12 protein-coding genes are annotated in these 13,641 nt (G+C 33.9%); 4 read left to right on the forward strand and 8 right to left on the reverse strand.

What is annotated here, in order from left to right:
• Positions 1–149: 149 nt before the first annotated feature.
• From AAA453_RS01175 to rpmH, 8 genes are all read right to left on the reverse strand, one after another.
• Complete coding sequence (locus AAA453_RS01175) at positions 150–710, reverse strand: helix-turn-helix domain-containing protein (protein ID WP_427705681.1); 561 nt, start codon at positions 708–710, stop codon at positions 150–152.
• Positions 711–942: 232 nt separating this feature from the next.
• Positions 943–2,397, reverse strand: a complete 1,455-nt coding sequence (locus AAA453_RS01180) for a carbon starvation CstA family protein (protein WP_277579972.1) — start codon at positions 2,395–2,397, stop codon at positions 943–945.
• 204 nt (positions 2,398–2,601) lie between these two features.
• Positions 2,602–3,441 carry a ParB/RepB/Spo0J family partition protein gene (locus AAA453_RS01185; protein ID WP_002506209.1) on the reverse strand — a complete coding sequence of 280 codons (840 nt, stop codon included), beginning with the start codon at positions 3,439–3,441 and terminating at the stop codon, positions 2,602–2,604.
• Between the two features lie 41 nt (positions 3,442–3,482).
• Positions 3,483–4,202, reverse strand: a complete 720-nt coding sequence (gene rsmG / locus AAA453_RS01190) for a 16S rRNA (guanine(527)-N(7))-methyltransferase RsmG (RefSeq protein ID WP_069826411.1) — start codon at positions 4,200–4,202, stop codon at positions 3,483–3,485.
• 1 nt (position 4,203) lies between these two features.
• Complete coding sequence (mnmG, locus tag AAA453_RS01195; protein WP_069826410.1) at positions 4,204–6,081, reverse strand: tRNA uridine-5-carboxymethylaminomethyl(34) synthesis enzyme MnmG; 1,878 nt, start codon at positions 6,079–6,081, stop codon at positions 4,204–4,206.
• A gap of 16 nt (positions 6,082–6,097) precedes the next feature.
• Positions 6,098–7,477, reverse strand: a complete 1,380-nt coding sequence (gene mnmE / locus AAA453_RS01200) for a tRNA uridine-5-carboxymethylaminomethyl(34) synthesis GTPase MnmE (protein ID WP_141714387.1) — start codon at positions 7,475–7,477, stop codon at positions 6,098–6,100.
• A gap of 162 nt (positions 7,478–7,639) precedes the next feature.
• Entirely contained in the window at positions 7,640–7,984 is a 345-nt protein-coding gene (rnpA, locus tag AAA453_RS01205) for a ribonuclease P protein component (RefSeq protein WP_069817419.1), read from the reverse strand.
• Positions 7,985–8,141: 157 nt separating this feature from the next.
• Positions 8,142–8,279 carry a 50S ribosomal protein L34 gene (gene rpmH, locus AAA453_RS01210; RefSeq protein ID WP_000240855.1) on the reverse strand — a complete coding sequence of 46 codons (138 nt, stop codon included), beginning with the start codon at positions 8,277–8,279 and terminating at the stop codon, positions 8,142–8,144.
• Positions 8,280–9,015: 736 nt separating this feature from the next.
• Between rpmH and dnaA the strand changes: the two genes are divergently transcribed.
• From dnaA to recF, 4 genes are all read left to right on the forward strand, one after another.
• Entirely contained in the window at positions 9,016–10,383 is a 1,368-nt protein-coding gene (gene dnaA / locus AAA453_RS01215; protein ID WP_069817338.1) for a chromosomal replication initiator protein DnaA, read from the forward strand.
• A gap of 247 nt (positions 10,384–10,630) precedes the next feature.
• Positions 10,631–11,761, forward strand: coding sequence for a DNA polymerase III subunit beta (dnaN, locus tag AAA453_RS01220; RefSeq protein WP_002506215.1), 1,131 nt, complete (start codon positions 10,631–10,633; stop codon positions 11,759–11,761).
• Positions 11,762–12,286: 525 nt separating this feature from the next.
• A complete protein-coding gene (yaaA, locus tag AAA453_RS01225) occupies positions 12,287–12,520 on the forward strand; it encodes a S4 domain-containing protein YaaA (protein WP_172793137.1) in 234 nt (77 codons plus the stop codon).
• Positions 12,517–13,632: a DNA replication/repair protein RecF gene (gene recF, locus AAA453_RS01230; protein WP_069817336.1), complete on the forward strand. Its 1,116-nt coding sequence runs from the start codon at positions 12,517–12,519 to the stop codon at positions 13,630–13,632. Before yaaA ends, recF begins: the two co-directional genes overlap by 4 nt.
• The last annotated feature ends 9 nt before the right edge of the window (positions 13,633–13,641 follow it).

Below are 13,641 nucleotides of genomic sequence, written 5' to 3' on the forward strand. Positions count from 1 at the left end.
TAGGGAGTTGATTACTACTAAACTGCTTGCTCAAACATTTACTGTGATATTTTTTAATAAAAGTTTTAAAAATAATAAAAAGTTCATTCAGTCCCATTTACATAAAAAAGCATCTTTCAAAATTTGAAAGATGCTTTTTACTATATTTTCTATTTGAAAAAATACATACTTAATAGCAAAATGATTAAAAAACCGCCTACGATTAATATGAAGCTATATATAAATGTCAGGGTATTTCTTAGTTTTGTAGTATTAACCTCATTAGGATCTTCACCCTTCATAAATGCTACGATTCGATCGTAAGTTTGCATATTATTAGACTTCTTAATTAAATCTACTTTAATAGAAGCGTACATCGCAATAATAAATAGTACAACCTCAATGACAATGCCAACCGTTCCCCAATAATAAAGCGCTGGACCAAATAAAATTGCTACTAATAACATCGGCCACACCATTAAATGTGACCACAAGTTAAAGTTTGTTTGCTTTAATTTCTGTTCCATAATCTCCACATCTCCTTTGACTAAATCGTCTAAAGAAACATCGAACAATGAACTGAGCATAAGTAAATTATGAACATCTGGATAACTCTTATCATTCTCCCAATTAGAAATTGTTTGACGTGAAACATATAATTTCTCTGCTAAATCTTCTTGAGATAAATAATCGAGTTGTCTGAAATACTTAATTTGAGAACCTAAATTCATTTGTCGTGCTCCTTTGACTAGAGATTAATATGGAAATCATTATTAGACTACCAAAGTTCTTTGACATATGCACCTTTTCAATTGTCAAAATGCTTTTACACCCTATGATACCAACGTTTTTTAGACTGCCTTTAGACAGCACAAAAAAGGGCAAGATAGAAATCATAATTTGATTTCATATCCACCCCACAAGTTTAACTAGCTATCGGCCAAGTACTGCCAATATAAAAACTTAAGTCGTTTGTTGCTGATATTGAATTTGGTGATCTAATTCAAACTCTTCACCTTCAGTGATTTTCTTATATTGATAACCAAAGTACAGAACCCATAGTATTGTCAGACCAAATGCTATCACATAGCTTAATGTAAGATCTAATCCTAAACCGATTGGCTGACTGAGAATGTATGTAAATATATTCCATGTCATGAACACGGCTGGTATTGCTGCCACCCAGAAATTCTTTTTAGCCATGAGTAAGTACATAGCCCCGACCCACAAAGCAACAGTTGCAGTGGTTTGGTTAGCCCAAGAGAAATAACGCCAAAGTATTGTGAAGTCTACTTGAGTCAAAGCGAAACTAATTACAAATAATGGTGCAGCTACGATAATTCTTTTTACAACACTACGTTGACCATAATTTAAGTAATCAGCAATAATCATTCTGGCACTACGGAAAGATGTATCCCCGCTCGTAATCGGTAAGACGATTACGCCTAACACTGCGATGGTCCCTAAGACAGAACCTAATAATAAATGAGAAGCTTCACTTACCACTAAAGCTGCTTCGCCACGCGCTAATACATCACTAAGTCCATTGTAACCATTAAATAGACTCATACCTGCTGCTGCCCAAATCATAGCTATAATTCCTTCAGCAATCATCATACCGTAAAAGATAAAACGACCATTATTTTCTTTTTTCGTTGTTCTAGAAATAATTGGCGTTTGTGTCGCATGGAAACCAGATAACGCCCCACAAGTAATCGTGAAGAATAATAATGGGAAAATAGATGCCCCATCAGGATGCATATTTTTTAAATTAATCTCTGGAATCGGTGCGCCTGTTTGAATAAGACGGAAACCAATACCAACCGCACTAATTAATAATAATGCCCCAAATATTGGATAAATACGGCCAATAATTTTATCAATAGGTAAAATCGTAGAAAGAATGTAATAAATAAAGATAACAAGAATAATGATGCCTAATGCAATACGTCCGTCTAATAAATCATGTAATAATAATGCCGGACTTGTCACAAATACTGTTCCTGTTAAGAGTAATAATAAAATAGAGAAAATATTAACAAAGTGTTTCATCACTTTTCCTAAAAACTTACCAGCAAGCTCAGGTAAATGAGCCCCTTTATTTCTGATTGAAATCATCCCAGTTAAATAGTCATGAACCGCCCCTGCAAAAATACAACCCACAACAATCCAAATAAATGCGACAGGTCCATAAAGTGCTCCCATAATTGGTCCGAAAATTGGACCAACACCTGCAATATTTAATAATTGAATCAGTGAATTAGATGATGTCTTCATCGGTAAGTAATCGACATCGTCCCTCTGATGAAATGCTGGCGTCGGACGTTCCTCTTTCGTTCCAAACATCTTATCGATATATTTACCATAAGTGAAATAACCTACAACTAATAAAATAATAGACACGATAAACGTAATCATATTATCATCCCCCCTTTAGATAATGTGTAAGCGTTTTCTTAATTTAATCACAGTTTTTGATTTATCACAATATTACAATGGAATTTTTATATTAACTTAATAAAATTTAAACATTAAAAAAGACTGTTAGATTTCCAATGAGGATTCTAACAGTCAGTGATTTAATCTAGGATCTATTTCCCAGATTGTTTCATTTTGGTTATATTAACGTTTGTATAATTTAATCTTTATTTCATAATAGTCGTCATGATCTTTAGCTTGATGTTCATATTTAATGCCGCTTTTTTCAATGCTTTCAAGACTTTTACCAACTGCATCACGTGCGTCAGTTAAGTCTTTTTCAAAGCCAAATGTTTGAGCCGTCACCTTTTCAGGGCCAACTTTTTGTTTCACTCGTGCTTCTGTTTGTTTTACATTTAGCTTCTGGCTAATAACAGTTTCAACCATTATTTCTTGATCTTCTTCTGATAAACTTAACATTGCACGAGCGTGACGTTCAGTAATCTTACCTTCACGTAAACGTTCGATGACTTTAGGTGCTAATTTTAATAAACGCAATTTATTAGCTATGAAACTTTGGCTTTTACCAACACTTTTAGCTAATTCACTTTGTGTGGTATCCCCGATTTCCAATAACTTTTTATATGCTTCCGCTTCTTCAACGACGGATAGGTTTTCACGTTGAATGTTTTCAATAAGTGCAACCACAGCAGTCTCTTCATCATCTAAATATCTAATAATGACTTCTGCGTGTGTTTTACCAAGTGATTGAAACGCTCTAAATCTACGTTCACCTGCAATGATTTCAAACATATCTTCTTCAATTGGACGTACGACGATAGGCTGTAACAAACCATGTTCTTCTATTGATTCTGCGAGTTCTTTTATCTTATTTGGCTCAAATACTTGTCTTGGTTGATAACGGTTTGGCACAATACGTTCGATATGAATAGATTCAACGCTATTATTATGATCTTCTTCAATATAACCAACAATGTCATCTTTGTTCTTTAAACCAAATAATTTAGAAAAAGGTTTCTTCATTTTCCATGCGCTCCCTCTAAATTAATTGTATTGATTTGCATTTACTTGTTAAGCAATGGAGACTTATTCGGTGTTCCTGGTTTTCTAGGATACTTCTTAGGTGTCTGACTTCTCTTGTCTATAATCATCATTTGTCTCTCGCCTGCTTCTTCTGGCAATTCATATGAAATTGTTTCTCGCACTTTACCACCCAAAATACCTAAACCGAAACGTGCTTCTTCTAATTCTTCTTCACCTTTAGAAGATTTTAAAGCAATGAATTGACCGCCTTTTTTAACTAAAGGCAGACACAATTCACTTAATACTGAAAGTCTAGCAACAGCACGTGCAGTTACGATATCATAAGACTCCCTGTAGACTCCTTTGCCAAACGTTTCGGCACGATCGTGCACGAAATTTACGTTTTCAAGGTCTAGCGCCTCTGCTAATTGATTTAAAAAGTTTATACGTTTATTTAACGAATCTACAATTGTAACTTTTAAATTCGGAAAAATAATTTTTAAAGGAATGCTTGGGAAACCAGCACCAGCACCTACATCACAAATTGTTAATTCTTTAGTCAAATCCGTATAAAAACTTGGCGCAATTGAATCATAAAAATGTTTCAAATACACTTCATGTTCTTCAGTGATACTTGTTAAATTTATTTTTTCATTCCATTCAACAAGCATTTGATAATACGTTTGAAATTGTCGTTGTTGTTCTTCAGAAAGTTCTATACCTTGTGTACTGAGTTGCTTAGTTAACCATTCTACACTCATCTTAATTTTTCACCCTTTGGATTTTTCCTTGTTCAAGAAAAACAAGTAAAATTGAGATATCAGCTGGATTCACACCAGAAATACGAGAAGCTTGCGCAATGTTTAATGGCTTAACTTCTGCTAATTTTTCACGCGCTTCAGTCGCTAAACTATCTACCTTACTATAATCTAAGTCTTCTGGAATTTTTTTCTCTTCCATACGTTTTACTTTTTCAACTTGTTGTAATGACTTGTTGATGTAGCCTTCGTATTTCGTTTGAATTTCCACTTGTTCTTCAACATCAGATGGAAGTACATGTGATTCATCCAGAATTTCAAGAATTAAATCGTAAGTCATTTCAGGACGACGTAACAGCTCTAATGCTAAAATACCATCTTTCAAGCGAGAACCGCCTTGGGCTTCAATAATTTCTTGAACGCGATCATGTGGTTTCACTCGGATACTACCTAATCGTTCTTGTTCTGATTTTATCATGTCTCGTTTTGCATTAAAACGTGCATAACGCTCTTCAGAAATCATTCCTAATTCGTGACCTAAATCAGTGAGACGTAAATCAGCGTTATCATGTCTTATCAATAGACGATACTCTGCACGAGATGTTAATAAACGGTAAGGTTCATTTGTGCCTTTCGTAACAAGATCATCAATTAATACACCGATATATGCATCAGAACGACTTAAGACAACTTCATCTTTATCTTGTACTCTAGCTGCTGCATTAATACCAGCCATAATACCTTGTCCAGCCGCTTCTTCATAACCTGATGTACCGTTGATTTGACCAGCAGTATATAAGTTTTTGATTTTTTTAGTTTCAAGTGTTGGCCATAATTGTGTAGGTACGAGTGCATCGTATTCAATTGCATAACCTGCACGCATCATGTCTGCTTTTTCTAGACCAGGAATTGTTTCTACCATTTGTCTTTGTACATGTTCTGGAAGACTTGTAGATAATCCTTGTACGTATACTTCATTCGTATTACGTCCTTCTGGTTCTAAGAATAATTGGTGACGTGGTTTATCGTTGAAACGCACAAATTTATCTTCAATTGATGGACAATATCTTGGACCTGTACCTTTAATCATCCCTGAATACATTGCTGAAAGATGTAAATTATCATCAATTACTTGGTGTGTATCAGCATTTGTATATGTTAACCAACATGGTAATTGATCTAAGATATATTCAGTAGTTTCAAAACTAAACGCTCTACCTACCTCATCACCTGGTTGGATTTCAGTTTTAGAATAATCAATTGTTTTCGCATTTACACGAGGTGGTGTACCTGTCTTAAATCTAACAACTTCAAAGCCAAGATTTCTTAAATTATCGGCTAATGAAATAGATGGTAATTGGTGGTTAGGGCCACTTGAATATTTCATGTTTCCTAAGATAATCTCACCGCGTAAAAATGTACCTGTTGTAATAATAACTGCCTCTGCCCAGTATTCTGTTCCAATGTTAGTACGTACGCCTTTAATCACATCATCTTCAATCATTAAGTCGTCTACCATGCCTTGCATAATATCAAGGTTATCTTCATCTTCAATTACTTTTTTCATTTCTTGTTGATACAATACTTTATCTGCTTGTGCACGTAATGCTCTCACTGCTGGGCCTTTGCCCGTATTCAACATACGCATTTGAATGTGGGTCTTATCAATCGTTTTGGCCATTTGTCCACCTAAAGCATCAATTTCACGCACGACGATTCCTTTTGCCGGTCCACCAACTGATGGATTACATGGCATAAACGCAATATTATCTAAGTTAATTGTTAACATAAGCGTTTTTGCACCACGTCGAGCTGAAGCAAGTCCTGCTTCAATACCAGCATGCCCGGCTCCTATTACTATTACATCATATTCTTGAGCCATACTATTTTCCTCCTTATTATTTTCCTAAACAGAACTGACTAAATAATTGATCTATCAATTCGTCGCTTGCGGATTCTCCGATGATTTCACCTAATATTTCCCAAGTTCTCGTCAAGTCAATTTGAATCATATCCATTGGTATATCTGATTTTGCAGCATCTATTGCGTCTTGAATTGTATTTCTAGCCTCTTTTAATAATGAAATATGCCTTGAATTAGATACATACGTCATATCTTGATTTTGAACATCGCCACCAAAGAATAAATCTCTAATTTGTATTTCTAATTGATCTATTCCTTCTTGCTTCAACATAGAAGTTTGGATTAACGGCATATCTCCAATCATTGCTTTAACTTCATCTATATCTAATTGTTTATCTAAATCCATTTTATTTACAATAACAATCGCATCTTCGTTTTTAATCACTTCATAAAGTTTACGGTCTTCTTCAGAAAGTGCTTCGTTATAATTTAGTACAAATAAGATTAAGTCTGCTTCGCCTAATGCTTTTCGGGAACGTTCAACACCTATGCGCTCTACAATATCTTCAGTTTCACGAATACCTGCTGTGTCTACTAATCTTAGTGGTACGCCTCGAACGTTAACGTATTCTTCTAATGTATCTCGTGTCGTTCCTGGCACTTCTGTAACAATAGCTTTATTATCTTGGATCAGATTATTGAGCATTGATGATTTACCAACATTCGGTCTACCGACAATTACTGTAGATAAGCCTTCCCTCATAATCTTACCTTGCGTACCAGTTTCTAATAATTTATTAATCTCTTCTTTAATTTCATTTGATTTACCTAATAAAAATTCTGTAGTAGCGTCCTCTACGTCATCATATTCTGGGTAATCTATATTAACTTCGACTTGTGCAAGGATTTCGAGAATGGATTGTCGCTGTCGTTTAATCATATCACTCAAACGGCCTTCTATTTGATTCATTGCAACTTTTGATGCACGATCGGTTTTAGAACGAATAAAATCCATCACTGCTTCTGCTTGGGACAAATCAATACGTCCATTTAAGAATGCACGTTTTGTAAATTCTCCCGGTTCAGCCATACGTGCGCCATTACTCATTGTTAATTCAAGCACTCTATTAATTGTTAAAATACCACCGTGACAGTTGATTTCAACAATATCTTCACGCGTAAACGTCTTCGGTGCACGTAGCACAGAAACCATTACTTCTTCTATAACTTCTTCTGATTCTGGATCAATAATATGACCATAATTAATTGTATGAGATGTTACATCTGCAAGTTTTTGTTTTCCTTTAAATAACTTGTCAGCAACGTTAACTGCATCAGCACCAGATAAACGTACAATACCTATCGCACCTTCGCCCATTGGCGTGGATATACTCGTTATTGTATCTAAATCCATCATCCATCTCGCCTCCTTTATTGTCTAAATTTTATCATTATAATATTGTAAAGAGTTTCCTATCAAAAAGCGAATATCTTGATCGAAAAAATACACAGTAAGTCTTAGGGTTGTCTGAAGTTAGACTAACGGTAGTCTAATCAACCACTTCCCCTACCCTACTTAGATGCGCTTATTAAAAGCCTTTGCTATTTTAAGTACATGTTCAAGGCTCGCTTGAATTTGTAGCGTATCCATATCTTTAGCTGGCTGCCTCGCTATTACCACAATATCTAATGGTAGCATATCTTCTTTGTGTATCTTGAAGTTTTCACGAATAGCTCTTTTAATACGGGTTCTAACCACAGCATTACCTATTTTTTTAGAAACACTTATTCCTAAGCGGAAATGCTCTAAATTTTTGTTGGGTTTTGTGTATACTACAAATTGTCTGTTAGCGACTGATTTCCCTTTTTTATAAATAAATTGAAAATCACCATTCTTTTTAATTCGATACGCTTTTTCCACCAACCATCACTCACTTATCTCTTCATTAGATGTATTATGTTATATATATGTTTAATCTATATCATTAATTTTCTTAAATTACTAACGAAAATTAACGTAATTTCCTGTCATTTTCCTTCATTAAAACCAAAAAAAGACCACTGATGAGTCAGTGATCTTATGCTGATAGTACTTTACGGCCTTTACGACGACGACGCGCCAAAACTTTACGACCATTTTTTGTGCTCATGCGTTTTCTGAAACCATGAACTTTACTATGTTTACGTTTATTTGGTTGATAAGTACGTTTTACCATGCAAAAACACCTCCATCTTTATTCGGTTATCTAACTATTATAATAGATAAATTAATATACGCTTCTGCTCTTAAGTCTTGATTTAACTGTTATTAATTTCTAGTCATAATTCAAGCAACTTCTACAATATAACAAAATATATTTTATAAAGCAAGCATCAATTTGAGTCTTTGCAATTTTATAGGCAATTTAAAAATACTTCCCAATTTAATTACATATAAGGAAGTGTTGGATTATAAATTGCCTAACCTCCCCTATTATAGTAGAAACATTACTATCTAAAAAACAATCCGCATTATCCTTCATTTTTCATTATACATTTTCCATACAATCTTTATAAATTATTTCCCAAGCTCACAAATGGTTCGATTTTTGTTATACTGTTTATTCCTCAAAGTTATCCACTTATGCACAGTTACGGTTTCTATTTTTGTGGATAATATATATGTTATTAACAAGTTCATCTACGTTTTAACAACATATTCACAGTCATTTGACATTGGTCATTGTTAAAAAGTATAATTGTGTGGATAAGTCATGTAAATATTGATAGATACAGGGTTTACTTTATTGAATTATATACTAAACAGCTGTGTATAAATCATAGCGAGTAAATAGTTATCCACCGATTGTGTGTAACTTGTGGATAATTATCAACATGCTGTGATTAGTCTCATTTATACCTGTTGTTTTTGTGTATAACTTTTAAAATTTATGAAAGTTGGAGTTTATTCATATGTCAGAAAAAGAAATTTGGGAAAAAGTCCTAACCTTGGCTCAAGAGAAAGTAAGTTATCCTAGCTATCAAACTTTCCTTAAAGATACTAAGCTTTACTCATTGCAAAATGATGAAGCCATTGTTGTTATCGATGATCCATTTGTTGCCAATTGGTTAAAAACGCATTATGTTGAAATTATTCAAACTGCATTATATGAGGCAATCGGTCATGAAATTATGCCAGTTTTCTATTCTGAAGATCAATTAGAGAGTTTAAAATCAGGTGAGAATCAACACACGAATCCAGACGTTCCACAAAAGAAAAAGTATACACCGGGTGTAGATGAAGCTGTCATTGGCGGCGAACAATTCAATACACACAACACTTTTGATACATTTGTGATCGGACCTGGCAATAGATTTCCTCATGCAGCAAGTCTCGCTGTTGCCGAAGCACCTGCTCAAGCCTATAACCCGCTTTTCATTTATGGTGGCGTTGGTTTAGGAAAAACGCATCTAATGCATGCGATTGGTCATTATGTATTAGAAAACAATCCTGATGCTAAAGTTATTTACACGTCTAGTGAAAAATTTACTAATGAATTTATTAAATCTATTCGTGATAATAAAACTGAGCGTTTTAGAGAAAAATACCGTAATATTGACGTTTTATTAATAGATGATATTCAATTCATCCAAAATAAAGAGCAAACACAAGAAGAATTCTTCCATACTTTTAATGAATTACATCAAGCAAACAAACAAATTGTTATTTCGAGTGATAGACCGCCGAAAGAAATTGCTAAATTAGAAGATCGTTTGCGTTCTCGCTTTGAATGGGGATTAATCGTTGATATTACGCCTCCTGATTACGAAACAAGAATGGCTATTTTGCAGAAAAAAATTGGAGAAGAAAATTTAAATATTCCAACTGAAGCATTAACTTATATTGCTAATCAAATCCAGTCTAATATTCGTGAACTTGAAGGTGCACTCACTCGTGTATTAGCATTTTCTAAACTTCAAGGCCAACCGATTACAACTGAATTAACTGCTGCAGCGTTAAAAGATATTATCCAAGCGCCAAAATCGAAAAAAATTACGATTCAGGATATTCAAAAGATAGTTGGACAATACTATAACGTGAGAATTGAAGATTTTAGTGCTAAAAAACGTACAAAATCCATTGCCTATCCGCGCCAAATTGCAATGTACTTATCACGTGAGCTAACTGATTTCTCATTACCTAAAATTGGTGAAGAGTTTGGTGGCCGTGATCATACTACTGTTATTCATGCGCATGAGAAAATAGCTAAAGAAGTAAGTAGTGATTCAACTTTTAAACAAGAACTTGAAAACTTGGAAAAAGAAATTAGAAATCAATAAAAAACTGTACTATAACAGATTAATTGTAGGAAAATTGAGGAATAACGTAGTAACGATAAATTTTGGAGAATTGTGGATAATGTGTAAAAGTCATACACACTGTGCACAAGTTATCCACAGTCGTTAAATAATGCCATACCTGAATTCATATAAGTTATCCCGTAATCCACAAGCCCTACTACTATTACTACTGATTTAAAACCTATATAATTTATATATAAACGACTGGAAGGAGTTTGAAAATTAGATGGAATTCACAATAAGAAGAGATTATTTTATTGCTCAATTAAATGACACATTAAAAGCCATCTCACCAAGAACTACATTACCAATATTAACTGGTATAAAAATTGAAGTTAAAAATAACGAAGTGATACTTACTGGTTCTGACTCAGAAATATCTATCGAAATCACTATACCTAAACAAGTTGATGGTGAAGACATTATAGAAGTTGCAGAAACTGGATCAGTCGTACTCCCTGGTCGTTTCTTCGTAGACATCATTAAAAAGTTACCTGGTAAAGAAGTAAAACTTTCTACAAATGAACAATTTCAAACATTAATTACTTCAGGTCATTCTGAATTTAACTTAAGTGGTTTAGATCCAGATCAATACCCATTGTTACCACAAGTTTCTCGCGATGATGCAATTCAATTATCTGTAAAAGTACTTAAAAACGTGATAGCACAGACGAATTTCGCAGTGTCCACCTCAGAAACACGCCCAGTACTCACTGGTGTTAACTGGCTTATACAAGATAGTGAATTAATATGCACGGCTACTGATTCACACCGCTTGGCTGTAAGAAAAGTGGCATTAGAAGACGAGTCTGAAAATAAAAATGTCATCATTCCAGGCAAGGCATTATCAGAGTTAAATAAAATAATGACAGATAGTGAAGAAGAGATTGATATCTTCTTTGCATCAAACCAAGTACTATTCAAAGTTGGCAATGTGAACTTTATTTCACGTTTATTAGAAGGTCATTATCCTGATACATCTCGTTTATTCCCAGAGAATTACGAAATTAAATTAGGCATTAATAACGGTGAATTCTATCATGCAATCGATCGTGCATCATTATTAGCACGTGAAGGCGGCAATAACGTTATTAAATTAAGTACTGGTAATGAATTAGTAGAATTATCTTCAACATCTCCTGAAATTGGTACCGTAAATGAAGACGTTAAAGCAAGTAACGTTGATGGTGGTAACTTGAAGATTTCATTCAACTCGAAATATATGATGGATGCATTAAAAGCAATCGATAATGACGAAGTCGAAATAGAATTCTTTGGCACAATGAAACCATTTATTTTAAAACCCAAAGACGATGATTCAGTAACACAATTAATTCTGCCAATCAGAACATATTAGAACTTAATAACTTATCCCTAGACAATTTATTTTGTCTGGGGTTTTTTCTTTTAATTTTTAAATTCAAAAGTAATCGCTTGTCTATATACGTGTATATAAATAAAGCAGGGGACACTTTTTACGAAAAAAATAAATTTCAGAAGTATTTTAAGAGGTATATTTCATTTTTAAAGGCACTGAGCGATTAAATATAAGCATTTATTGTTAATTGTTAGGGTATTTCAATAAAATTTTATAACGCGTCTAAAACACGCTTTAAATGTCATTTTAAATCGCACATATTAAAAATGCTGCTCTAATTTCATATTAAATTTGGAACTTATTGATAGAGAATCAAAAAAACAGAATAAAATCACTCGAAATTTGATATAATATTACATGTAAAACAACCGCTATAACGGGCTTTGTACATAATTATTAAAAAGAAGTGAAAATTAGTTATAAGAATACGCTTACATGCTGTATTTTACATGAAATTTTTCGTGAAAAAAGGTATAATATATTAGTGAGCTTAAAAGAAACGGAGTGATTGATTTGGTTGAAGAGGTAATCGTTGATGGAGACATTACTTTAGGGCAATTTCTAAAGACAGAAGGTATTATCGAATCTGGCGGACAAGCAAAATGGTTCTTACAAGATTTTGATGTCTTGATAAATGACGAACGTGAAACACGTCGCGGTAAAAAGTTAAACCATCAAGATAGCATTGTCATACCAGAAGTCGGTTCATTTGTTATTTTACATCAAGGTGAAGAATGAGATTAAAGACACTCCAGATAGAAAATTATCGTAACTATGATTCAGTTACCCTTGATTGTCATCCAGAGGTCAATATATTGATTGGCGAGAATGCACAAGGGAAGACAAACCTCCTTGAATCTATTTATACATTAGCATTGGCTAAAAGTCATAGAACGTCCAATGACAAGGAACTTATACGTTTCGGTATGGACTATGCTAAAATAGAAGGTGAACTTAGTTATAGATACGGTGAAATGCCTTTAACGATGTTTATAACCAAAAAAGGTAAGCAAGTTAAAATTAATCACTTGGAACAAAGTAGACTGACTCAATATATTGGTCACTTGAACGTCGTATTGTTTGCGCCTGAAGATTTAAATATTGTCAAAGGATCACCACAAATTAGACGCAGATTTATAGATATGGAGCTTGGACAAATTTCTGCAGTATACTTAAATGATTTGTCCCAGTACCAGCGAATTTTAAAACAAAAAAATAATTATTTGAAGCAACTGCAATATGGTCAAAAGACAGACAGCACAATGCTAGATGTCTTAAATCAACAATTTGCAGCGTATGCACTCAAAATTACGCTCAGACGTGAACATTTTATTAAAGAACTTGAATCACTAGCTAAGCCTATCCATTCTGGAATAACGGACGAGCGTGAGACGTTGTCATTAAAATATTTGCCTAGTATAAAACTCGACAATGAAGAGAAAAGTGAGACGGAACGCTTAGAAGAAGTCTTAACTTTACTCAATGACAATATGGAACGTGAGAAAGATAGAGGCGTTTGTTTATACGGCCCTCACAGAGATGATTTAGGTTTCAATGTAAATGATATGGATGCTCAGACGTATGGCTCTCAAGGCCAACAACGGACTACTGCTTTATCGATAAAACTCGCAGAAATCGAGTTAATGAATATCGAAGTAGGAGAGTACCCTATCTTATTGCTAGATGATGTATTAAGTGAATTAGATGATTCACGTCAATCGCATTTATTAAGCACAATTCAACATAAAGTGCAGACTTTTGTAACTACAACATCAGTCGACGGTATAGAGCATGAAATTATGAAGAACGCTAAACTTTATCGCATTAACCAAGGCGAAATTATAAAGTAATAGAAAGTG

The sequence above is a fragment of the Staphylococcus parequorum genome, from assembly GCF_039237145.1.
GTDB lineage: Bacteria > Bacillota > Bacilli > Staphylococcales > Staphylococcaceae > Staphylococcus > Staphylococcus equorum_A.

Excerpts from the sequence above, each read along its gene's own strand:
- AAA453_RS01175 (WP_427705681.1), bottom strand. The coding sequence starts at position 710 with ATGAATTTAGGTTCTCAAATTAAGTATTTCAGACAACTCGATTATTTA.
- AAA453_RS01180 (WP_277579972.1), bottom strand. The coding sequence starts at position 2,397 with ATGATTACGTTTATCGTGTCTATTATTTTATTAGTTGTAGGTTATTTC.
- AAA453_RS01185 (WP_002506209.1), bottom strand. The coding sequence starts at position 3,441 with ATGAAGAAACCTTTTTCTAAATTATTTGGTTTAAAGAACAAAGATGAC.
- rsmG (WP_069826411.1), bottom strand. The coding sequence starts at position 4,202 with ATGAGTGTAGAATGGTTAACTAAGCAACTCAGTACACAAGGTATAGAA.
- mnmG (WP_069826410.1), bottom strand. The coding sequence starts at position 6,081 with ATGGCTCAAGAATATGATGTAATAGTAATAGGAGCCGGGCATGCTGGT.
- mnmE (WP_141714387.1), bottom strand. The coding sequence starts at position 7,477 with ATGGATTTAGATACAATAACGAGTATATCCACGCCAATGGGCGAAGGT.
- rpmH (WP_000240855.1), bottom strand. The coding sequence starts at position 8,279 with ATGGTAAAACGTACTTATCAACCAAATAAACGTAAACATAGTAAAGTT.
- dnaA (WP_069817338.1), top strand. The coding sequence starts at position 9,016 with ATGTCAGAAAAAGAAATTTGGGAAAAAGTCCTAACCTTGGCTCAAGAG.
- dnaN (WP_002506215.1), top strand. The coding sequence starts at position 10,631 with ATGGAATTCACAATAAGAAGAGATTATTTTATTGCTCAATTAAATGAC.
- recF (WP_069817336.1), top strand. The coding sequence starts at position 12,517 with ATGAGATTAAAGACACTCCAGATAGAAAATTATCGTAACTATGATTCA.